A 21,064-nucleotide genomic window follows, 5' to 3' on the forward strand; every position below is an offset into this window, starting at 1 on the left:
TTTGTGGAAAAACCAGAACAAAACAGGAACCGATAAGGAGATTAATGATAATGAGTACCGTAAGAACAAGATTTGCCCCAAGTCCCACAGGAAGAATGCATGTGGGAAATTTGAGAACCGCTTTATATGCTTATCTCATCGCAAAGCATGAGAACGGAAGCTTTATGCTCCGTATTGAGGATACAGACCAGGAACGTTTTGTGGACGGCGCGCTGGAGATCATTTACCGCACACTGGCTAAAACAGGACTTATCCATGACGAGGGACCGGACAAAGACGGCGGATACGGCCCTTATGTCCAGAGTGAGAGAAATGCCCAGGGTATTTATCTGAACTATGCAAAACAACTGATCGAGCAGGGAGATGCCTATTACTGCTTCTGTACAAAAGAGCGCCTGGATTCCCTGAAAGCCAGCGTGGGAGAGGACGGCAAAGAGATCGCGGTCTATGATAAGCACTGCCTGCATCTTAGCAGGGAAGAGGTGGAAGCAAAGCTTGCGGCGGGAGAACCTCATGTGATCCGTTTTAATATGCCCACAGAGGGAAATACAACCTTCCATGACGATATTTACGGTGACATTACGGTGCCGAACAATGAATTGGATGACCTGATCTTAATTAAATCCGACGGATATCCCACCTACAATTTTGCAAATGTTATTGATGACCACCTGATGGGAATCACCCATGTGGTGCGCGGAAATGAATACCTGTCTTCCTCACCGAAATACAACAGGATATATGAGGCATTTGGCTGGGAGATCCCCACCTATGTCCACTGTCCTTTGATCACCAATGAGGAACACAAAAAGCTGAGCAAGCGTTCCGGACACTCTTCCTATGAGGACTTGACAGACCAGGGATTTCTCACAGAGGCTATTGTGAATTATGTGGCGCTGCTTGGATGGTGCCCGGAGGACAACCGTGAGATCTTCAGTCTGGAAGAGCTGGTGAAAGAGTTTGACTATCATCACATGAGCAAATCCCCGGCAGTATTTGATATGACAAAATTGAAATGGATGAACGGGGAGTACATCAAGGCTATGGACTTTGACAAGTTCTGTGACATGGCACTTCCGTTTGTGAAAGAGGCTGTAAAAAGTGATCTGGACTTAAAGAAAATCGTTCAGATGGTTAAAACAAGAATCGAAGTATTTCCGGATATTCCGGCACTAATTGACTTTTTCGAGGAAGTACCGGAGTATGACGTGTCCATGTACACACACAAGAAAATGAAAACAAACCCTGAGCTTTCACTGGAAGTTCTAAAGAAAATCCTTCCTGTCCTGGAGGACTTCGAGGACTATACAAACGATGCGCTGTATGATCTGCTCTGCGGTTTCGCGAAAGAAAACGGTTATAAAAACGGACAGATCCTCTGGCCGATCCGTACCGCGCTTTCCGGCAAACAGATGACACCCGCCGGTGCTACCGAAATCCTGGAAGTGCTGGGAAAAGAGGAGTCCATGAAACGCCTGCACGCAGCAGTGGAAAAGTTAGAGTGTGTGTAACATTTTAAGCCAGGCATAAACAAACCGATAATGGAGTAACCCATATATGCAGAAAAATTCCGCACAGGAACGAGCAGTTTCCCATAACCAGGGCCCCATGATGCTTCTTGCAGGCCCAGGTTCCGGGAAGACCACCACCATCACCAGGAGGGTGGCTGATTTAATAAAGAAATATCAGGTGACTCCTTCGTCCATACTGGTGGTGACGTTTACAAAAGCGGCTTCCAGGGAGATGAAGGAGCGTTTTTTACGCCTGTGTGAAGAGGAGGGAATGCAGGGCGCATACAGGGAGGTGACCTTCGGCACCTTTCACGGTATCTTTTACGGGATCCTGCGCCATGCCTACCGGCTGTCCGCAAAAAATATTCTGGGTGATGAGCGGAAATACCACATCCTGAAAGAGATCGTTTACCGCCAGAAAATGCGGATTGATGATGAGAAAGAATTTTTTGAAGGTCTGGTACAGGAGATCTCAATTGTTAAGAACGGCAGAATGCCCATAGAACATTACTACTCCGCCAACTGCCCGGACGATACATTCCGGAAGATATACCATTCTTATGTGGAGGCCTGCAGGCAGTCCAGGCTTTTAGATTTTGATGATATGCTACTGTATTGCTATGATCTTCTCACAAAGAGAAAAGATATTCTGGCGGGATGGCAGGGAAAGTTTCAGTATGTGCTTGTGGATGAGTTTCAGGATATCAACCAGCTTCAGTATGACATTATAAAGCTTTTGGCAGCGCCGCAGAATAATCTTTTTATTGTGGGGGACGATGACCAGTCTATCTACGCGTTCAGGGGAGCGAAACCGGAGATCATGCTGCATTTCCCAAAGGACTTTCCGGATGCGGGGAGAGAACTGCTGGCCTGTAATTACCGCTCCACAAAGCGGATCGTAGAGACTTCCAAAAGAGTGATCGGGAAGAATAAGAACCGTTATCCAAAAGAGTTTTTTACGGATAATGAGGAGGGAAAACCAGTAACGGTACGTGGATTTGAGGATGGCAAGGAGGAGGAGCTTTTTGTGAAAGAGTGTATCCGGAAAGCGGTGAAAGAGGGGACTCCTTATGAAGAGATCGCTATACTCTACCGAACCAATCTTGGGGCCAGATTTCTGGTGGAGACACTGATGGAATACCAGATCCCATTCCAGATGCGGGATGCCCTGCCAAATCTGTATGAACACTGGATTTCCAGGAATATCATCTCCTATATAAAACTGGCCCAGGGTGACCGGAGCCGCCGGGAATTTTTACAAGTGATGAACCGTCCGAACCGTTATATATCCAGGGAATCCCTTGACGATGCCACCGTTTCTTTTGAAGGCCTGCGCTGGTTTTACGAGGGAAAGGACTGGATGTGCGACAGGATTGACAAACTGGAGGAAGATTTGAACACATTAAAGCCCATGACCCCATACGGCGCGGTCAACTATATCCGGTATGGGATCGGATATGAAGAATATCTGAAAGATTACGCGTCTTACCGTAAGATCAAAGTGGATGACTTGTATGAGGTTATGGAGGAGCTGGCTGAGAGTGCAAAGGGATATAAAAGCTTCGGAGAATGGTTTGACCACATAGCAGACTACACGGAAAAGCTGAAAAAGCAGGCAAAGAAGCAGGATATGGAGAAGAAAGGCGTTACCGTATCCACGCTTCACAGCATCAAGGGACTGGAATATGACAGGGTATTTCTCATGGATGTAAATGAAGGGACAATACCGTATCACAAAGCAGTTTCGGACAGCAGTATTGAGGAGGAGCGGAGGCTCTTTTACGTGGGCATGACAAGAGCCAGGAAAGAGCTTTACATACTCTATGCAAAAAGCCGGCATGATAAGGATTTGGAAGTGTCCAGATTTCTGGTGGAAAGCGGGCTGGTGCCGGAAGAGTTGAAAAGAGGGCAGTGATCATGGAAAAGGTTTGGATTTTTTATGGGAAAACAGATGCATTATCCGGTAAAGCGGAGGCAGGAGGGGAAAAGGGAAAGTATGAAACGCGGGCCGGAAGGCTGCTTCTTTGCCATGCCCTGAAAGAGGTGTACGGATTGTACCTGCCCAAAGGGGAAGAAGGGCTTGCGCAGCTGGAGCGTATGCTGTCAAAGGGAAAAAACGGAAAACCTTATCTGCACGGTTACCCGGAAATCCATTTTAATATCAGCCATTCCGGCGCATATGCGGTCTGTGCTGCGGCGGGGGTTCCGGTAGGGATCGACGTGCAGATAAGACAGCCGGTGCGAGGCAGAAGACTTTTGGAACGGACCATGAATATCCGGGAACAGGAAGTGATCAGAAGTGCGGATGACCCGGAAATGACATTTGCGGTTTTCTGGGCACAGAAGGAGAGCTATCTCAAATGGAGCGGGGAGGGGATTACCAGGGACCTTTCAAAACTTTCCATGGAACATGCGGTTATGGAGGAGATCCCCATTGAAAAAGGATATGTCTGCCAGGTCTGCGCAGCCGTACCGTTTCATTGGGAAAAAATAAAATTACCGCTTCACAGCCTTTGAACTGTGCAGCGGCAATATGCTATGTACACCCAAGAGCTGAACTGTTACGAAAATTCGTAACAGTTCAGACAAGCCTAAACTGTTACCGCATCCGGCCAATAAAATCCCTTTGCGATGGGCCGGATGCCTGCTGTCACTACGTTTTCTCACGGTTTGCGCAGTAAATGCGCAGACCTGTCTGAACTGTTACGAAAATTCGTCTATTTTCTTCAGTTCCTCTTCTGTAAACGGTGCGCTTTTTATGACCTTCAAATTATCAAGGATCTGTTCGGGTTTGGATGCGCCCACAAGTACACTGGTCACCACATTATCTTTTAATACCCATTTCAGCGCCATCTGTGCAAGACTTTCCCCTCTTTCGGATGCGATCCGGTCAAGACCCCGGATACAGGCAAGACGGCTGTCAGAGAGCTGGTCTGCATTTAGGAAACGCCCGTCTGTAACGATCCTGCTGTCAGAGGGGATTCCTTTCAGATAACGGTCCGTCAGCATGCCCTGGGCCAGGGGGCTGAAGGAGATGATCCCTTTTTTCTCCTCGGCACAGGCATCTTTCAGACCATTTTTTTCTATGGTACGGTTGAAAATGTTATAGGAATTCTGATTAATGATAAAGGGGCATTTCAGATCCTTTAGTATGGCTGCAGCTTTTTTCATAGTTTCCCCATCGTAGTTGGAGAGACCAACATACAGGGCTTTTCCGCTTCTTACCGCTTGGTTCAGGGCCTCCATAGTCTCCTCAAGGGGCGTTTCCGGGTCCATTCTGTGGTGGTAGAAAATATCCACATACGCAAGGCCCATACGCATCAGGCTCTGGTCCAGGCTGGCAGTCAGATATTTTTTACTGCCCCAGTCGCCGTAAGGACCCGGCCACATATCATAGCCAGCCTTGGTGCTGATGATCATTTCATCTCTGTAAGGAAGAAAGTTCTCCTTTACGATCCTGCCGAAGTTCTTCTCCGCGCTTCCTGGTTCGGGGCCGTAATTGTTAGCCAGGTCAAAGTGGGTGATCCCGTTGTCAAAAGCAGTGAAACAAAGTTTTTTCATGTTGTCATACACTGCGGTGTCTCCGAAATTATGCCACAAGCCCAGGGAGACTTCCGGAAGCTTTAAGCCGCTGTATCCGCAGCGGTTGTATTTTATAGTATCATATCGTCTGTCGTTTGCTCTGTACATGTGCGTTCTCCTTTACTCAATGATGATGCATTCTTTTGGTATCATTTCAGACAGGTCTGTGTATTTACTGCACGGATCGTATGAATGCGTGGCAGCAGTAAGTATCCAGCCCATCTGTTCTGTCTTTACAAAGTCTATCACCTCAAGTATACTTGAAGTCAATGAAAATCTGAATTTCGTCACATTTACGGAAAATAAGGAGGTTATTATGGCAGCATACACAATAAAACAAGTTTCTCAGATGTTTGGACTTCCTGCATCTACACTGAGGTATTATGAGGAGATTGGCCTCCTGCCTGTTGTGGAGAAGACGAAGGCAAAACAGCGTATTTATACAGAAGAACACATAAACCGTCTGGGAGCAGTCTGCTGTTTTAAGGAGACAGGCATGTCCATGGCAAAGCTCTTGGAGTTTTTTACATATGAAGAGCAGGAACAGGAGCACATTGATGAGATTTTAGTCCTTCTCAGAGAGCAGGAAAAGCATGTAGCCGGGCAGATAGAAAAACTAATGTCTGCCCAGAAGCAGTTAAATCGCAAGCTGAACTATTACAAGGACATTAAGAAGTCCATGGACAACGGCAGTGCGTATCCTTGCTGGGCTGACTATTGGAAATAGTTTGGAGTAAAGGGCTTATTGATAAGAGCGATAGGCATATACTATTGACAAAAGATTGCTGAAAGGCCTATACAAGACAGAACGGGATGAGATTGGAAGAACGCTGATAGATTTTCTTAATGGAGCGGCAGTCGAAAATCAGGAAATGATGTGTGAGGCACTGTCTCTGTTTTCAGATATACCCCTTGATTTTGTGGACTGCATTCTGATTGCAAGGCAAAGGGGATTGGGAGATGAGGGTGCAGGTTTTGATAAAAAGCTGAATAAGATGCTATCGCAGAAATGTGGTAAAAGGCGCTTTGTATCGTATATGCAGGGCGCTTTTTTGTGCGGAAAATCTGGATGGGGGGGGGGGAGGTGTTTTCATGTATCCGGCCAGAAACAAGACCGCCAGCACTAAAGGGTATTGATCTTTTTCTGGTTAAAGGCTTTTCGGTACTGTGTTGGTGTCATGCCCTCAAACTGCCGGAACAGTTTCATGAAATGCTTTTCATCGGTGAATCCGCACATGGAGGAAATCTGCCGGATGGTCAGGGTATGACTGTTCAGCAGATTTTTTGATACGTGGATGCGGGTGCGGTTAATGTAAGTGATAAGGGGATAGCCCGTGTATTGTTTGATCAATGCGGACAAATAAGTGGGATGGTATCCGAACTTTTCCGCCAGGCCGCTGACCGTCAAAGGCTGGTCAAAATGACTCTGCACCCATTCCATAATATCCTGCACAGAAGTTGGCAGCATGTCCAGGCCAAAGTATTCAGCCTGCTGGTATTCACAGCTCATTTCCAGAAGCAGCAGATTCAGTGCGTGATGGCAGCTCCAGGTGATCTGATAACGATTCCGCTTTGCTAAGTCCAAAAGTTGAAGAAACAGGAGCTGGGAACGTTTCTCTGGGGAGATTTTGCCGTGTTCCGGAAGGCATATCCGTTCCTTTAACGCGGAATTGAAATGGCGGATGCTTTCTGTCGGATAATGATCTTCGGAAGAACGGGGCAGACTTTTGACGGTATCTGCCGGACTGCCCGGCAGCACAAAATGTACCCAGCAGTAGGAGAGGGATCCCTGGGTTGGCTTATAGCCGTAATGGGTACTTCCGGGAAAAAGGAGAAAAAATTCACCGGAGCGGACATCATACGTCCTGTTATTTTGACATATGTGCAGAGTTCCCTCCTGCACTAAGATCAAAACAAAAAAATCCAGGGTTCTGTGGAGATGCACAAATCCATTCTCGCTGACAAGATTTCCGCAGGTCAGATATTCTGCTGGCTTTGAAGCGTCACAAATACAAGATAACATCTGGGATATGACCACCTTTTCTTTTGTTTTATAAGTTGTATCAAAAACGGAAAATGGTACAATCATTTCAAGGATACAGCCGCTGCTGTGGATTGTTTTCCATCGCTCTATGATAGCACAAAGAATCTTGGAATTCAACAGATCAGAGCGTGTTTGAAAATTGCTTGCGGCAAGATGTGCGAATTTTCAAACACGCTCTGGCAGGGCTGCATGTGGATTAAAATAATAAGATATTTAGGAGGTACAGCATGTTAGAAAAGAAAGTGAAAATGATGCCCCTGGGCGATGTTTCCATTCAGGATGATTTTTGGAAAGAGTATATGGAACTGGTGAGAAAGCATGTGATCCCTTACCAGTGGGAAGCTTTAAATGACAGGATCGATGGAGCAGAACCCAGTTACTGTATGCAGAATTTCCGGGTTGCGGCGAAAATGGAGGAGGGAAGTTTCCAGGGAATGGTTTTCCAGGACAGTGATGCCTATAAATGGCTGGAAGCTGTGGCCTACTCTCTGATGTGGCACCCTGACGAGACATTGGAGGCAACGGCAGACCAGGCTATTGAAATTATCAGTGCGGCACAGCAGCCGGACGGTTATCTGGACACCTATTATATCCTGAATGGCCTGGAGAAGCGCTTTACCAATCTTATGGACCACCATGAGCTTTACTGCCTGGGACATATGGTGGAAGGGGCTGTGGCTTATTATAAAGCAACCGGAAAGAGAAAATTTCTGGATACAGCCATTGGCTATGTAAATTGTGTCTACGATAATATAGGGAAGGAACCGGGTAAGAAACCCGGATATCCAGGACACGAAGTGGCTGAGATGGCTCTGGCGGCACTCTATGAAGTGACCAAGGATCCAAAGCATCTGGAGCTTGCCAAATATTTCATTGACCAGAGAGGACAGGCACCTCTGTATTTTGCCCAGGAGAGAGAAAAGAACAAGAATGACTTCTTCTGGAAAGACAGCTATTTCCAGGATCAGTATTACCAGGCCGGCAAACCGGTCCGCCTGCAGGACAGGGCGGAAGGCCATGCAGTGCGTGCCGTATATCTGTATACGGGAATGGCTGAGGTGGCCAGTGCGTCCGAGGACATGGAATTATTTGAAGCCTGCCAAAGAATCTGGAACAACATTGTGGAAAAACAGATGTATGTAACAGGTGCGATTGGTTCCTCCCAGTACGGGGAGGCGTTCACGTTTGATTACGATCTGCCCAATGATACGGTTTACGCGGAAACGTGTGCTGCGATCGGCCTGATATTCTTTGCCAGAAGAATGTTTGAAATTACCCGGGACAGCAGATATGCGGATGTGATGGAGCGCTGCCTTTATAACGGAGTCATCAGCGGCATGTCTTTGGACGGCAAAAAATTCTTCTATGTAAATCCCCTGGAAGCCGTGCCGGAAGCATCCGAGAAGGACTTTTATAAAAAACATGTAAAAGTGGAACGCCAGAAATGGTTTGGCTGTGCCTGCTGTCCGCCGAATGTGGCGCGTCTTCTCTCTTCTATCGGCGGCTATGCCTATGAATATAATGAAAAGGAATTTTTCATGAACCTTTTTATCGGCGGCAGCATGCATGCGGTTCTGGACGGAAAAGAGAATCAGTTCAGGGTGGAGACCGAATATCCATGGAACGGCCATGTGAAAATACAGGTTGAAAACGAAGCGGATACAGGATTTACCTATGCTATCCGTGTGCCTGGCTGGTGCCGCGGTTATAGCCTGAAGTTAAACGGGGAGGCAGTTAAATGTCCTGTGGAGAACGGATATCTCCTTATGGAGCGCTGTTGGAAAAATGGGGATGAGATTGTCTTTTCCATGGAAATGCCGGTGGAACTGGTGACCGCCAATCCAAGAGTCCGGGAGGACATTGGCAAAGTGGCGGTTATGCGGGGACCTGTTGTATATTGCCTGGAGGAAGCAGACAACCAAGACCAGCTTCAGGAATTATACCTGAGTGAAAATCCGGAATTTGTGGTGAAATACGAAAAGGATTTACTGAAAGGTGTGGTGACACTGACCACAGAGGGAAAACGCCTCTCAGAGGAAGCGTGGGATGAAAAGACACTTTATAAACCTTATACGGGCAGAAAATTTATGCCTCAGACATTGAAATTCATACCTTACTATGCCTGGACAAACAGGACAGTGGGAGAGATGCTGGTATGGGTTAGGATCTGAGAACAGCGGAGCGCATAGATTTGTCTGCCTGTCTGCCGAAGGTTCTTCCAAAATGGGACTTTTTTAAGGTCAGTGCAGCGAATGTGCAGACCTGTGGAACAGATACAATATTTTCCATCGTTCAGACTCGGAGAGGAGCAAGGATGGGAGAGCATATTTCCGTCAGGATTTATGCGTGAAATGCCAATTTGCGGACCCTCCATAATCTGGGCATTGCAAAAAAGTGTTTAACACGCTCTGGAGATATCCCGATTTTTTGCTTTATACCATAAATCAGGCCATAGCTGAAATGTGTCATTATATCAGCCATGGCCTGTTAGCTTGACTCCTTGTCCACTACTCTCATAGTTACAAGCAACAGTCTATGCAGATCCATTAAATAGCTACCCTAAGGTTACAATAAATGTCCCTCTGTCTCCTCATCCAGAGCGCTCCGCATTTCCTCAAGCAGGGCATCCTCCATAAAATACGGTTTCCCATACTGCAGATTAAAGTCATAATCAAAGTCCGGCGGATTTTTTCCTATATTATGCTGGATTATAGTCTCAGCCTTATCCAGAGCTTTTACAAGCTTTGCCTCAGGCGTTTTGCCATCCTCGTATTCCTGCCAGACAGATATAAAATGTTCTCTTTGTTTCTCCGGCAGAAGAGAGAATACCTTGTGGACAGCACGGTATTCCTCCTGATATTTCTGGGAACTGTCAGGAAGAAGTGCGGCGGAGATATCGCCTTCATAGATTTCTCCCATATCGTGAAGAAGACACATAAGCAGTGTCCTTCCGGCGTCCAGCTTCGGATATTGCTCCAGCATGATACCGGCAAAGAGGGCCAGGTGCCAGGAGTGTTCCGCGGTGCTTTCCTGTTCGCCGGTCCTTGTCCATGCTGTTCTCAGTACAGACTTTAACAGTTCTGTTTCTTTCATAAAAGCCAAATAGGCGTCTATGGTTTCTTTCATTGTCTACCATCCTCCCTGAATAAGTTATGAAAAATAAAAATATTTGGACTTGCAAAGATATTACCAGCATAAGATAAGAAGAAAAAAAGGTCAATAGTTTCCGTGCTAATAGAAGCATTTCATTGAGAACAGAGTGAACAGTAACGATATTTCTCGTATGAAATAGGGATTGTCCTCATATATTATTTTAAAGAGGTGAGACAATGAGAGAAAGGGATATTATACGTTTATTTCCCCAAAAGATCAGAACAGCCCTGGAACATGCGGAGTTTGATATGGAGCATCTGTATGAGATACGGCTCAGGGTGAATGCACCACTGATTTTAATTTACAAAGGGAATGAGTATTTTCTTACAAAGGATGGAAAACTGACCAAGCAGATGCAGGATGTCTGCCAGGTGGAGGCAAAGGACCTGCGGGAAACCATGGAGTACGTGAGCAATTACTCCATGTACGCATTTGAGGAAGAGATCCGGCAGGGATTCATCACCATTCAGGGAGGCCACCGTGTGGGAATTGCCGGTAAAACGGTACTGGACGGAGCAAAGATCAAAAGCCTGAAATACATATCTTATATGAATCTGAGACTATCACACCAGATAAAGGGATGTGCCAACCAGATTCTTCCCTATGTGGTCAATAAGGGAAATGTGTGCCACACATTGATTATTTCCCCGCCCATGTGCGGGAAGACCACTCTGCTTCGTGACCTGATACGTCAGGTCAGTGACGGCAATTCCTACCTGCCGGGTATGTCTGTCGGGGTGGTGGATGAGCGTTCAGAGATCGCAGGCTCCTATCAGGGGATTCCCCAGAATGATCTGGGGATACGGACCGATATTTTGGACTGCTGTCCAAAGGCAGAGGGCATGATGATGCTGATCCGTTCCATGTCCCCGGAAGTGGTGGCAGTGGATGAGCTTGGGGATTATGAGGATATCCACGCCATAGAATCAGTTATCCACTGCGGATGCAAACTGTTTGCCACGGTCCACGGAAGCTCGATTGAGGATATTAAGAGAAAGCCCCTCATGCAGCGTCTGGTGCAGGAAAAAATATTTGAGCGGTACATTATCCTGTATAATAAGGACAAGGCAGGAAAAGTCAAGGCCGTGTTCGATGAGAGAGGCACCTGCCTGTTTGATGAAAAAAGGAGGAGAGGAACCCTATGCTGAAAGTGCTGGGCGTCTGTCTTGTGGTACTCTCCTGTACGGCTCTGGGCTTTGAGAGAAGCCTGAGGCTTACCAGAAGGCTTGCCGGCCTTCGGGAACTTCAGCGGATGGCGCTTCTCATAAAGGGAGAGATCAGCTACCGCAAGGAGGCCCTTCCTGAGGCTCTTTTGCGGGCTGCGGGCAGATTGACCCCGCCGTTCTCAGATTTTTTGAAGAAAGTTGCAAAACGGGCGGATGCCTACGACGGAATCGTATTTGCCGATATTTTTATGCAGGAGGCAGAATCCGCATTCAGGGACAGCGCATTTACAAAAGAGGATAAGGAGGAACTAAGACAACTGGGACAGTATCTGGGATACCTTGACATCACCCAGCAAGAAAATGCCATGGCTTTATTTCAGCAGGAATTGGAACGGAAGATCCAGTTGATCCAGTCTGAAATCCCTGCAAAAAAGAGGCTTTATCAAAGTCTTGGGGTACTTGGCGGAATTTTTTTGGCGATCACTCTTATCTGAATGTAAGAAAACGGGAAAACAGCAGACGAAAAAGGCAAGGCACACGGGACAGAAGGTGAGAGGAAGGGAGGAAGAATCTTGGAGGTGACAATTTTATTCAAAATCGGTGCAGTGGGGATCCTGGTCTCTGTGCTGTGCCAGATTTTAAAACACAGCCAGCGGGAAGAACTGGCTTTTTTGACAAGCCTTGCCGGACTTTTACTGGTACTGTTCTGGGTGCTGCCTTATATCAATGATCTATTCCAGACCATACAGGAGTTATTTGCGCTGTAGAGGGAAAGGAGGGCTTTGGATGGAAGTGGTGAAAATCGTCATGCTGGGCATGACAGGAGTGGTGCTGGCTCTGTTTTTAAAAGAGACAAAGCCGGAATACTCCCTGTATCTGAGCCTGGCAGTGGGAATCTGCATCTTTACCTTCATGGCGCAGAAGCTCTCCTATCTGCTGGACTCTGTGCTGAAGATCCAGGAATATGTGCCGGTGGATACAAAGTATCTGACCATACTGCTGAAGATGATAGGGGCAGCCTACATCGGCCAGTTTTCAGCCAGTATTTGCAAGGACGCGGGATACGGAGCCATTGGGAACCAGATTGAGATTTTCGTTAAACTCTATATCATGGTAATGTCCATGCCGGTGCTTCTGGCTCTGATGGAGGCCATTTACGGGTTTTTGGTATGAAAGGGGGGATTGGAAAAAGAGTCAAGGCAGCAGCATGTGTGCTGGCAGTGCTGTTTCTGGTATTGTCTGCAGCAGTGGAGGTGAAAGCCTCTTTTTTTTCGGCAAATGCGGGACAAGAAGTGATGAAGAACCAGCCTCAGGGGACAGCATCACAGGATGGACAGCCAAATGAGGAAGCGAAGAATAAGACAGCACAAGAAGATATCGCAGGAGAAGCCAAAGGAGAGGACGGGAGTGCAGCAGGAGAAGCCAAAGAAGAGGACGGAAGTGCAGCAGGAGAAGCCAAAGAAGAGGACGGAAGTGCAGCAGGAGAAGCCAAAGAAGAGGACGGAAGTGCAGCAGGAGAAGCCATAGGAGAGGATGAGGATACAGCGGAACCGGAGGAAGAAAAGTCAGAGGAGGAGATCAGGCAGGACACCCAGAGCGCCACAGCAGAGAAACTCATGGACGACATGGAGATGGAGCAGATGCAGGATGCCATCAATGAGCTTTTGGGAGAAGAGAGTTTTAGTCTGGAGGATGCCCTGCACAAGATTTTAAGCGGAGATAAATTATTTTCAAAAGAATATTTCATGACCCTTATAAAAAATTTCCTCTACAAAAACCTGGCCGCTGAGAGGGATACCATGATCCATGTGGTCCTGCTGGTCCTTATGGCAGCACTTTTTTCCAATTTTTCCAATGTATTCAACAATGGCCAGATGGGGGAAATCAGTTTTTATATTGTATACATGCTTCTTCTGGCAGCTTTGGTGCATTCCTTCGGCACACTCAGCATAGAGATAAGTGAGGGGCTGACAGGCTTTGTCACTTTTATGAAGGCGCTTATGCCCTCCTACTTCCTGGCTGTCACAGCAGCCACGGGAAGTGCCACGGCCATGGTATTTTACGAGGTGGTCCTGGTATTGGTGTATGTGGTACAGGTTATTTTTTTAAAAGGTGTTCTGCCGGGCATCCATATATACGTGCTGCTGCAGCTTGTAAACTTTCTGCACAGTGAGGACTTTCTTTCCAAGATGGCAGAGCTCGTGAGGACTGTGGTGGAATGGACCATGCGCACCTGTATCGCGGTTGTGATAGGGATGCAGATCATTCAGAACATGATAGGTCCTGCCATAGACACACTCAAGCGGGATGTCATCGGCAAGACTGCGGCCGCCATTCCCGGCATTGGAAATGCTATAAACGGTGTGACGGAGGTGGCCCTGGGGACTGCGGTTCTGGTGAGAAACGGGCTGGGGGTGATCGGCATGATCGTTATCCTGTGTGTTGGACTTCCCCCTGTCATCCGTCTGGGAATGACAACCCTGCTCTACAAACTGCTGGCAGCCATTGTACAGCCCATATCTGACAAGAGAATGGTGGGGGCTTTGGCTACCATCGGAGATGGCTGTATGCTGCTGTTAAAGGTACTGCTGACTATGGAGCTGCTGTTTTTGATAACCATTGCAGTTCTCACCATTTCTTTTATTGGGCATTAGCCCAAACATTCCAGGGAGGAGGCAGGCAATATGACAGAGACACTTTACGGCTGGATGCGGAACCTGGCGTGTTACTTCATATTCTTATCCGCGGTGATGCATTTTCTGCCGGACAACAATTATAAAAAGTACATTCAGTTTTATATGGGATTGCTGCTGATACTCCTTTTACTCTCACCTGTCCTGGATTTTCTTCATCTGGAAAATAAAATTGATGCAGGGGTGGACCAGTATATGGAAGAGGAGGAGCGGGACCGGGAGGAATGGGAGAATTATGCACGGGAAATCGAGGAGGAGTACGGGTGGAGCAAAGACGGTAGCAGCCCAGAGGCAGAACAACAGCAGGAAGATAATTCCCTGCAGGAAGGAGCGGTGGATCCATGAAGCCATTTCCGGAAATGCTGAAAAAAGAGCAGATTGTGGTAGTGCTGCTGGCAGGGATCCTGCTGCTTATCATTGCCATGCCTGTAAAGAAAAAGGATACGGAGGAGCAGACGCAGAAGAGTACACCGGCAAGTGAAACCAGCCAGCGAGCCAATTATGAGGACCGGCTTCAGGATCGGCTGAAAGAAGTCCTGGCTGAGGTAAAGGGGATAGGGAAGACAGACGTTTTCGTCACATTTGAGGATACGGGGGAGAAGGTGGTGGAGAAAGACGGCACAGACACAGTATATTCCAAGGATTCCAAAGGCAACCAGGAGCCTTATTTGTCCAATGAGCGCTATCCGAAGATCAGCGGCGTGGTGGTTGTGGCAGAGGGCGGGGAAGACCCCCACGTAATTCAGAATATTCAGGAGGCTGTGCAGGCATTATTTCAGGTGGAAGCCCATAAAATTAAAGTAATGAAGATGGTGACTGGCCGCTGACGTCTAAGCGCGTGTCTTTCGGCAGGGCAGTTGCTAAAAAGAATTAAAGGAGTAGCTCGCATGAAAAAAATCTTTAAGAAGAATCAGGTCATTATCACCGCGCTGGCAATCATGATTGCGGTTGCCGGGTACATCAATTATTCAGATAACCATCTGGGGATTGACAAAACACTGAAGAAAGCCAGCACAAACACAGCGGATGATAAGAGCAAAGAGACAGCGGACGCAGACGGGATCGTGGAGGATATTGACAGTCTGGATTACGACCTCACAGACGAATCCGCATTACTGGAGGAGAATGCAGCGGCAGAAAACGGGGACACAAGTACCACGGAAGACCAGAATACAACACAGGACCAGAGTTCCTCATCCACAGACGGAACCACCACAGGGGAAGACGGAAACACAACAGACAACAATGCAGACAGCAAAGATGCTTCGGCCGAGACACCAGGTGAGGCAGTGCTGACAGGGGCTTCCAACTTTGTGGCACAGGCAAAAGTGAGCAGGGAACAGGTGCGCTCCGCCAATAAAGAGACTCTTCTTGAGATCATCAACAATGAAAACATTGGAGACGAGCAGAAACAGGAAGCCATTGCCTCCATGGTCAAAATGACAGACCTGGCAGAGCAGGAGGAAGCTGCGGAACTGCTGCTGGACGCAAAAGGATTTGAGAACGTGGTAGTGAATCTGACAAACGATTCCGCGGACGTGATCGTTCCCCAAGAGTATATGGCAGATGACAAGCGTGCCCAGATTGAGGACATCGTAAAACGGAAAACAAGCGTTCCTGTAGAGAATATTGTGATCACACCTATGGATGAGGGGACTTCTGACGGGGAATAATGAAAGTTGATGTTCAAAAGTCACGGTTCCGCGAGGTGTTTTGCGGAGCAAAATCCCAAGTTAGCCAGTGCCAAAATGCAATTTTTGCATCGCCAAGCGTGTTACTGAGAACGGAGTGAACAGTAACTAATGAAGTGTGGAGAAAGTGTAAGAAAGCCTTGACACCATATTCCCGGTATACTAAAATGTTTTAAGCGTGTAAAAGAATAAGGAGGTCCCTCAAGTGGCTGACTATACGAAAGAAATTACGAAAAGACGTACATTTGCAATTATATCCCATCCCGATGCCGGTAAAACGACCCTGACGGAAAAATTCCTTCTCTACGGAGGTGCGATTAATCTGGCGGGAAGTGTGAAAGGAAAGGCAACTTCACGCCATGCGGTTTCTGACTGGATGGAAATTGAAAAAGAGAGGGGTATTTCTGTTACTTCCTCTGTACTGCAGTTTAACTATGATGGTTATTGCATTAACATATTGGATACTCCGGGACATCAGGATTTCTCGGAAGACACATATCGTACCCTGATGGCAGCGGATTCTGCAGTCATGGTCATTGATGCCTCAAAAGGTGTGGAGGCCCAGACCAGAAAGCTGTTCAAAGTCTGTGCCATGCGTCATATCCCTATTTTTACTTTTATCAACAAGCTGGATAGAGATGCCAACGATACCTTTGATCTGCTGGATGACATTGAAAAGGAACTGGGGATTCCCACCTGTCCCATCAACTGGCCTATTGGTTCCGGCAAGAAATTCAGAGGTGTGTATGACAGAGATACCAGGAAGGTACTCACCTTCTCTGATACCATGAAAGGCACAAAAGAGGGTATTGGGGAAGAGATCAGCGTCGACGAGCCCCGCCTGGATGAGGTGCTGGATGCGGAACAGAAGGAACAGCTTCTGGAAGAGATCGAACTGCTGGATGGTGCGAGTGCGGAATTTGACCAGGATCTGGTCAATGAGGGAAAACTGTCTCCCGTATTTTTTGGCTCCGCCCTCACCAACTTTGGTGTAGAGACATTCCTTGAGCATTTCCTGAAAATGACATCCTCCCCTCTGCCGAGAACTGCAGATATTGGTGTCATTGACCCCGTGAAGGAAGAATTCTCTGCTTTTGTATTTAAGATTCAGGCAAATATGAACAAAAACCACAGGGACAGAATTGCCTTTATGCGTATCTGTTCCGGAAAATTTGATGCTTCCCGGGAAGTGTTCCATGTCCAGGGAAATAAAAAAATGCGCCTTTCCCAGCCCCAGCAGATGATGGCTTCAGACCGGCATGTGGTGGAGGAAGCCTATGCAGGCGACATTATCGGTGTCTTTGATCCGGGCATTTTCGCCATCGGAGATACGGTATGTACGCCGGGGAAAAAATATGCCTATGAGGGGATTCCCACCTTCGCACCGGAGCATTTTGCCAGGGTGCGCCTCATGGACAGCATGAAGAGAAAGCAGTTTGTCAAAGGTGTCAACCAGATTGCCCAGGAAGGTGCCATCCAGATTTTCCAGGAGTTTATGGGAGGCATGGAGGAGATCATTGTAGGTGTTGTAGGTGTCCTGCAGTTTGATGTGCTGAAATACAGACTGGAAAATGAATATAACGTGGAAATACGTCTGGAGAGCCTGCCATATGAACATATCCGCTGGATCGCCAACAAGGAATCTGTGGATATAGAAAAGCTGACAGGTACCTCAGACATGAAGAAAGTAAAAGATATGAGAGGAAATCCGCTGCTTCTGTTTGTCAATGCCTGGAGCGTTGGCATGACATTGGACAGAAACGAAGGTCTGGAGCTTGCGGAGTTCAGCAGAAACTAGCAAAAAGAAATTATAATAAAATCCCTGCCCAGAAGCTGCCGGGAGGCGTCCCAAGATAGAAGGATGCCTTTTGGCAGAAACTGTCGGAAACAGGGATTTTTTTTATATAATTACCTGTTTTCACGGGAGTAAAAATACAGTATAATGAAAAGGCAGTAATTTCGCCAAAGGATATTGTCCACGCCGTGGACCGCAACTGCAAAACAGAGAGGGGAGAGTGCACAGCAACGGGGGTTATAAAATGGAATACCAAATAATATACGGCAATAGGACAACGCTGGGAATCCAGATCACACCGGAAGGGCATGTGGTAGTCAGGGCACCCCGGCATTACCCTAAGCGTAAGATCAGACAGTTTGTACGAATGAAAAAAGAATGGATACATAAAAAGGCAGAGGGCAGGAAAACAGATGCCTGGTATATCAATGCCCAGCCATACCAGAAGGAGGAAAAGGTGCAGTACCTTAACTCTGCCCTGGAAATCTTCACCGTGAAAGCAGATTACTATGCTGCGCTCATGGGGATTTCTTACGCGCAGATCGAGGTCACGGAAAAATACGGCCAATGGGGAAAATGCACAAAAGACGGCAGACTCCTTTTTAACTGGAGACTGATCCTGGCACCGGAGGAGGTGCTGGACTATGTGGTCATCAACACACTGGCCCGTGTGAAAAATTATCCCTTTTTAACTATCAGGATGGTGGAACAGGTTATGCCGGACTTCCAGGTATGGAAGCAATGGCTGAAGGAACGGTCCATTTTGTTATGGAGCCGTGAGTAAACAGAGTATGTATCTGCTGAATCGTGGAGGTAAAGCTGTGAAAAGGCTTTACCTCCATTGCTGTTTTATGGAAACGGAGCAGGTTAGCTCCGTGGCAGCGGAACGCTTCGCTCAAAGTTTATCCCACCCCGGCCCGCCCTCATCCGCTTCCGTCCGCCCTTGATACCCATATGATTTTCCAGCATAAAAATTTCTCTTTTAATTTCCATAGGAATTTGGTATAATAACAACCAGGAGATTTTCCTATAGGAGGTTGAAACTATGGCGGAAGACAGAAATATTTATAAGATACATGATAACGGTTCGCTGGGTGAAGTGCAGATTGCTGATGAAGTAGTCGCTATCATTGCAGGACTGGCTGCTACAGAAGTTGACGGTGTTGGCTCCATGGCAGGAAATATCACCAATGAACTGGTAGGTAAGCTGGGCATGAAAAACCTTTCCAAGGGCGTCAAAGTGGACGTGCTTGAGGATGTTGTCTGTGTGGATTTAGCCCTGAATATTGAATATGGTTTCAATATCCTGGATACCAGCAAAAAGGTGCAGGAGAGAGTAAAATCTGCGATTGAAAATATGACAGGTCTGAATGTTTCCGATGTAAATGTGCGGATTGCCAGTGTGGAGATGGAAAAGACCAAATAAGGTGAAAAACCCTTCAGTACCCTGACAAGTGAAGCACAGCATTTTGAAGTGAAAAATGAAAAGGTGTCTTTTACAAAAAGGGCACCTTTTCTTTATAGAGGATTAGAGCGTGTCTGAAAATTCATTCCGGCAATCTGCACGCCCCACTTCGCGGTATATTTAGCCCCAATCCGGTCAACGCAGCCCACACTGCGCCTTCCTCACCGGGGCAAACCTCCCACAAAGTGTGACGCACAGCTTGCCGAAAGCAATTTTCAGACACACTCTGGAATAATTACAAACACAAACGGAGGATAACCATGGGTAGAAGAGAAATGAGGGAGCATATTTTTAAGCTCCTGTTTTTAAGAGAATTTAATCCGTCAGAGGAGATGCCGGATCAGATTCGGATGTATTTTGAATCCCTGGAGGAACTGGCTCCCATAAACGAAGCCTATATGCAGAACAAATACGAGAAGATTCTGGAACATCTGGATGAGATTGACGGGACATTGAACCAGGCGTCCTCCGGATGGAAAGTGAGCCGCATGAGCAAGGTGGATGTGAATATCCTGCGCCTTGCGGTCTATGAAATGAAATACGATGAGGATGTGCCTGTGAAGGTGGCGATCAATGAGGCAGTAGAGCTGGCAAAAAAATTCGGCGGCGATGATTCTTCCTCTTTTGTAAATGGTATTTTAGGAAAGATTGCCAAGGAGCTGTCATGAACAGCGTCTACTCCGTAGGACAGGTGAACACCTACATTAAAAATATGTTCACGCAGGACTTCCTTTTAAATAAAATCTATATAAAAGGGGAAGTATCCAACTGTAAGTACCATACTTCCGGTCATATTTATTTTTCCCTGAAGGATGAGACGGGAGCCATGGCTTGTGTAATGTTTGCAGGAGCCAGAAAAGGCCTGGCCTTCCAGATGAAAAACGGGGACAAGGTAATTGTGGGCGGCAGTGTGAATGTATACGAAAGAGACGGCAAATACCAGCTCTATGCAAAAGAGATCACCCTGGAAGGGGCCGGCCTTTTATATGAGCGCTATCTGGCTCTGAAACGTGAGCTGGAGGAGATGGGGATGTTTGCCCAGGATTATAAACAGCCCATTCCAAAGCATATCCGTATCCTGGGCGTGGTCACCGCTCCCACAGGGGCAGCCGTGCAGGATATACGGAATGTGGCAGGCAGAAGAAATCCATACGTGCAGATCATCCTTTACCCAGCTCTTGTACAGGGGGATGGAGCCAAAGAAAGCATTGTGAAGGGGATCCGGATGCTGGATGACTATGGCGTGGACGTGATGATCGTGGGAAGAGGCGGCGGTTCCATTGAGGATTTGTGGGCTTTTAATGAGGAGGAAGTAGCGCGTGCCATTTTCAACTGTAAGACGCCTGTGATATCAGCCGTTGGGCATGAGACAGACACCACCATTGTGGACTATGTGGCAGATCTGCGGGCCCCCACGCCTTCTGCGGCGGCAGAGCTGGCGGTTGGCGATGTGCGTATGTTGTTAAAAACTTTTGAGGATTACCGGGAAAAACTTTCCAGAAGTGTGGAAAACAAGGTTCTGCTTCTTCGGCAGCATCTGCGCCTCTATCAGAATAAGCTGCGTTTTTTAAGTCCCGAGAACCAGATTCGGGAAAAACGCCAGCATCTGATGGATCTGGAGGATAAGATGGAGGCTGCCATGAAGAATCAGATCTATATGGCAAGAAGAAGTCTGGATATTTACATTGAGAGGATAAAGGGATTGTCTCCCCTTGAAAAGCTGAATCAGGGATTTTCCTATGTGGAAGATATAAGACACCATGCAGTGACCAGCATAGCGCAGGTAAAGGTGGACGATACTCTGCATATACAGGTCAGCGACGGATGTATATCTGCGGATGTGACATACACACAGGCTTTGGGCAGAGCTAACCGGGGCGGCTGTGAGAAAGAGATGCGTGCTTGTGCCACAGGAAAACCGAAGGAAGATGGTAAATGTAAAGCAGACGAAACAGAGTAAAAAC

Annotated in this window: 23 protein-coding genes; 19 read left to right on the forward strand and 4 right to left on the reverse strand. The window is 47.2% G+C overall.

Features of this window, described 5'->3' with window-relative positions; genetic code table 11:
- Positions 1–50 precede the first annotated feature (50 nt).
- From gltX to A4V09_RS03710, 3 genes are read left to right on the forward strand one after another with little or no spacing between them, the layout of a single operon-like run.
- On the forward strand, positions 51–1,511 hold the full coding sequence (gene gltX / locus A4V09_RS03700) for a glutamate--tRNA ligase (RefSeq protein WP_065541155.1): 1,461 nt from the start codon (positions 51–53) through the stop codon (positions 1,509–1,511).
- Between the two features lie 46 nt (positions 1,512–1,557).
- Positions 1,558–3,426, forward strand: a complete 1,869-nt coding sequence (locus tag A4V09_RS03705; protein WP_065541156.1) for an ATP-dependent helicase — start codon at positions 1,558–1,560, stop codon at positions 3,424–3,426.
- 2 nt (positions 3,427–3,428) lie between these two features.
- The gene (locus A4V09_RS03710) at positions 3,429–4,028 is read left to right on the forward strand and encodes a 4'-phosphopantetheinyl transferase family protein (protein WP_065541157.1); all 600 of its coding nucleotides are present in this window, start codon (positions 3,429–3,431) and stop codon (positions 4,026–4,028) included.
- A 186-nt stretch (positions 4,029–4,214) separates the two neighbouring features.
- Here the strand turns inward: A4V09_RS03710 and A4V09_RS03715 are convergent, their stop codons facing one another.
- Entirely contained in the window at positions 4,215–5,201 is a 987-nt protein-coding gene (locus A4V09_RS03715; RefSeq protein ID WP_065541158.1) for an aldo/keto reductase, read from the reverse strand.
- Between the two features lie 208 nt (positions 5,202–5,409).
- On the opposite strand from A4V09_RS03715, the gene A4V09_RS03720 reads away from it, so the two are divergent.
- Positions 5,410–5,820 carry a MerR family transcriptional regulator gene (locus A4V09_RS03720; protein ID WP_065544622.1) on the forward strand — a complete coding sequence of 137 codons (411 nt, stop codon included), beginning with the start codon at positions 5,410–5,412 and terminating at the stop codon, positions 5,818–5,820.
- A 396-nt stretch (positions 5,821–6,216) separates the two neighbouring features.
- On the opposite strand, the gene A4V09_RS03730 is transcribed toward A4V09_RS03720, so the two are convergent.
- Complete coding sequence (locus tag A4V09_RS03730) at positions 6,217–7,116, reverse strand: AraC family transcriptional regulator (protein ID WP_162291100.1); 900 nt, start codon at positions 7,114–7,116, stop codon at positions 6,217–6,219.
- Between the two features lie 248 nt (positions 7,117–7,364).
- On the opposite strand from A4V09_RS03730, the gene A4V09_RS03735 reads away from it, so the two are divergent.
- A complete protein-coding gene (locus tag A4V09_RS03735; protein ID WP_065541161.1) occupies positions 7,365–9,308 on the forward strand; it encodes a glycoside hydrolase family 127 protein in 1,944 nt (647 codons plus the stop codon).
- A gap of 394 nt (positions 9,309–9,702) precedes the next feature.
- On the opposite strand, the gene A4V09_RS03740 is transcribed toward A4V09_RS03735, so the two are convergent.
- The gene (locus A4V09_RS03740) at positions 9,703–10,263 is read right to left on the reverse strand and encodes an HD domain-containing protein (RefSeq protein WP_065541162.1); all 561 of its coding nucleotides are present in this window, start codon (positions 10,261–10,263) and stop codon (positions 9,703–9,705) included.
- Between the two features lie 203 nt (positions 10,264–10,466).
- Here A4V09_RS03740 and spoIIIAA point away from each other — a divergent pair, with 203 nt between their 5' ends.
- From spoIIIAA to A4V09_RS03795, 11 genes are all read left to right on the forward strand, one after another.
- On the forward strand, positions 10,467–11,438 hold the full coding sequence (spoIIIAA, locus tag A4V09_RS03745) for a stage III sporulation protein AA (RefSeq protein ID WP_065541163.1): 972 nt from the start codon (positions 10,467–10,469) through the stop codon (positions 11,436–11,438).
- Positions 11,432–11,950, forward strand: coding sequence for a stage III sporulation protein AB (locus A4V09_RS03750; RefSeq protein ID WP_065541164.1), 519 nt, complete (start codon positions 11,432–11,434; stop codon positions 11,948–11,950). Before spoIIIAA ends, A4V09_RS03750 begins: the two co-directional genes overlap by 7 nt.
- 78 nt (positions 11,951–12,028) lie before the next feature.
- Positions 12,029–12,223: a stage III sporulation protein AC gene (gene spoIIIAC / locus A4V09_RS03755; protein WP_026255597.1), complete on the forward strand. Its 195-nt coding sequence runs from the start codon at positions 12,029–12,031 to the stop codon at positions 12,221–12,223.
- 19 nt (positions 12,224–12,242) lie between these two features.
- Positions 12,243–12,629, forward strand: a complete 387-nt coding sequence (locus tag A4V09_RS03760) for a stage III sporulation AC/AD family protein (protein ID WP_065541165.1) — start codon at positions 12,243–12,245, stop codon at positions 12,627–12,629.
- Positions 12,626–14,110, forward strand: coding sequence for a stage III sporulation protein AE (locus tag A4V09_RS03765; protein WP_065541166.1), 1,485 nt, complete (start codon positions 12,626–12,628; stop codon positions 14,108–14,110). Before A4V09_RS03760 ends, A4V09_RS03765 begins: the two co-directional genes overlap by 4 nt.
- Positions 14,111–14,140: 30 nt before the next feature.
- Positions 14,141–14,494: a stage III sporulation protein AF gene (locus tag A4V09_RS03770; protein ID WP_065541167.1), complete on the forward strand. Its 354-nt coding sequence runs from the start codon at positions 14,141–14,143 to the stop codon at positions 14,492–14,494.
- On the forward strand, positions 14,491–14,976 hold the full coding sequence (locus tag A4V09_RS03775; protein WP_065541168.1) for a SpoIIIAG-related protein: 486 nt from the start codon (positions 14,491–14,493) through the stop codon (positions 14,974–14,976). Before A4V09_RS03770 ends, A4V09_RS03775 begins: the two co-directional genes overlap by 4 nt.
- A 60-nt stretch (positions 14,977–15,036) precedes the next feature.
- Positions 15,037–15,822, forward strand: a complete 786-nt coding sequence (locus A4V09_RS03780) for a SpoIIIAH-like family protein (protein WP_065541169.1) — start codon at positions 15,037–15,039, stop codon at positions 15,820–15,822.
- Positions 15,823–16,045: 223 nt separating this feature from the next.
- Positions 16,046–17,638 (forward strand): peptide chain release factor 3, encoded by a 1,593-nt coding sequence (locus A4V09_RS03785; RefSeq protein ID WP_065541170.1) that lies wholly within the window; start codon positions 16,046–16,048, stop codon positions 17,636–17,638.
- A 241-nt stretch (positions 17,639–17,879) separates the two neighbouring features.
- The gene (locus A4V09_RS03790; protein ID WP_065541171.1) at positions 17,880–18,419 is read left to right on the forward strand and encodes a M48 family metallopeptidase; all 540 of its coding nucleotides are present in this window, start codon (positions 17,880–17,882) and stop codon (positions 18,417–18,419) included.
- A gap of 261 nt (positions 18,420–18,680) precedes the next feature.
- On the forward strand, positions 18,681–19,061 hold the full coding sequence (locus tag A4V09_RS03795; RefSeq protein ID WP_065541172.1) for an Asp23/Gls24 family envelope stress response protein: 381 nt from the start codon (positions 18,681–18,683) through the stop codon (positions 19,059–19,061).
- 92 nt (positions 19,062–19,153) lie between these two features.
- Here the strand turns inward: A4V09_RS03795 and A4V09_RS26670 are convergent, their stop codons facing one another.
- Positions 19,154–19,249, reverse strand: a complete 96-nt coding sequence (locus A4V09_RS26670) for a DUF6783 domain-containing protein (RefSeq protein ID WP_369858233.1) — start codon at positions 19,247–19,249, stop codon at positions 19,154–19,156.
- 1 nt (position 19,250) lies between these two features.
- Here A4V09_RS26670 and A4V09_RS26675 point away from each other — a divergent pair, with 1 nt between their 5' ends.
- The 3 genes from A4V09_RS26675 to xseA are packed head-to-tail and all read left to right on the forward strand — an operon-like array spanning position 19,251 to position 21,060.
- Positions 19,251–19,358, forward strand: a complete 108-nt coding sequence (locus tag A4V09_RS26675) for a DUF6783 domain-containing protein (protein ID WP_408606831.1) — start codon at positions 19,251–19,253, stop codon at positions 19,356–19,358.
- A 2-nt stretch (positions 19,359–19,360) separates the two neighbouring features.
- The gene (gene nusB / locus A4V09_RS03805; RefSeq protein ID WP_065541173.1) at positions 19,361–19,768 is read left to right on the forward strand and encodes a transcription antitermination factor NusB; all 408 of its coding nucleotides are present in this window, start codon (positions 19,361–19,363) and stop codon (positions 19,766–19,768) included.
- On the forward strand, positions 19,765–21,060 hold the full coding sequence (xseA, locus tag A4V09_RS03810) for an exodeoxyribonuclease VII large subunit (RefSeq protein WP_065541174.1): 1,296 nt from the start codon (positions 19,765–19,767) through the stop codon (positions 21,058–21,060). Before nusB ends, xseA begins: the two co-directional genes overlap by 4 nt.
- Positions 21,061–21,064: the final 4 nt, after the last annotated feature.

This window comes from Blautia pseudococcoides (assembly GCF_001689125.2).
Taxonomy (GTDB): domain Bacteria; phylum Bacillota; class Clostridia; order Lachnospirales; family Lachnospiraceae; genus Blautia; species Blautia pseudococcoides.

Bases quoted from the DNA above. Each gene is read 5' to 3' on its own strand.
- xseA (WP_065541174.1), top strand. From the start codon at position 19,765: ATGAACAGCGTCTACTCCGTAGGACAGGTGAACACCTACATTAAAAAT.
- A4V09_RS03710 (WP_065541157.1), top strand. From the start codon at position 3,429: ATGGAAAAGGTTTGGATTTTTTATGGGAAAACAGATGCATTATCCGGT.
- A4V09_RS03735 (WP_065541161.1), top strand. From the start codon at position 7,365: ATGTTAGAAAAGAAAGTGAAAATGATGCCCCTGGGCGATGTTTCCATT.
- A4V09_RS03795 (WP_065541172.1), top strand. From the start codon at position 18,681: ATGGCGGAAGACAGAAATATTTATAAGATACATGATAACGGTTCGCTG.
- gltX (WP_065541155.1), top strand. From the start codon at position 51: ATGAGTACCGTAAGAACAAGATTTGCCCCAAGTCCCACAGGAAGAATG.
- A4V09_RS03715 (WP_065541158.1), bottom strand. From the start codon at position 5,201: ATGTACAGAGCAAACGACAGACGATATGATACTATAAAATACAACCGC.
- A4V09_RS03780 (WP_065541169.1), top strand. From the start codon at position 15,037: ATGAAAAAAATCTTTAAGAAGAATCAGGTCATTATCACCGCGCTGGCA.
- spoIIIAA (WP_065541163.1), top strand. From the start codon at position 10,467: ATGAGAGAAAGGGATATTATACGTTTATTTCCCCAAAAGATCAGAACA.
- A4V09_RS03705 (WP_065541156.1), top strand. From the start codon at position 1,558: ATGCAGAAAAATTCCGCACAGGAACGAGCAGTTTCCCATAACCAGGGC.
- A4V09_RS03765 (WP_065541166.1), top strand. From the start codon at position 12,626: ATGAAAGGGGGGATTGGAAAAAGAGTCAAGGCAGCAGCATGTGTGCTG.
- A4V09_RS03775 (WP_065541168.1), top strand. From the start codon at position 14,491: ATGAAGCCATTTCCGGAAATGCTGAAAAAAGAGCAGATTGTGGTAGTG.
- A4V09_RS03790 (WP_065541171.1), top strand. From the start codon at position 17,880: ATGGAATACCAAATAATATACGGCAATAGGACAACGCTGGGAATCCAG.
- nusB (WP_065541173.1), top strand. From the start codon at position 19,361: ATGGGTAGAAGAGAAATGAGGGAGCATATTTTTAAGCTCCTGTTTTTA.
- A4V09_RS03760 (WP_065541165.1), top strand. From the start codon at position 12,243: ATGGAAGTGGTGAAAATCGTCATGCTGGGCATGACAGGAGTGGTGCTG.
- A4V09_RS03740 (WP_065541162.1), bottom strand. From the start codon at position 10,263: ATGAAAGAAACCATAGACGCCTATTTGGCTTTTATGAAAGAAACAGAA.
- A4V09_RS03720 (WP_065544622.1), top strand. From the start codon at position 5,410: ATGGCAGCATACACAATAAAACAAGTTTCTCAGATGTTTGGACTTCCT.
- A4V09_RS03770 (WP_065541167.1), top strand. From the start codon at position 14,141: ATGACAGAGACACTTTACGGCTGGATGCGGAACCTGGCGTGTTACTTC.
- A4V09_RS03750 (WP_065541164.1), top strand. From the start codon at position 11,432: ATGCTGAAAGTGCTGGGCGTCTGTCTTGTGGTACTCTCCTGTACGGCT.
- A4V09_RS03730 (WP_162291100.1), bottom strand. From the start codon at position 7,116: ATGTTATCTTGTATTTGTGACGCTTCAAAGCCAGCAGAATATCTGACC.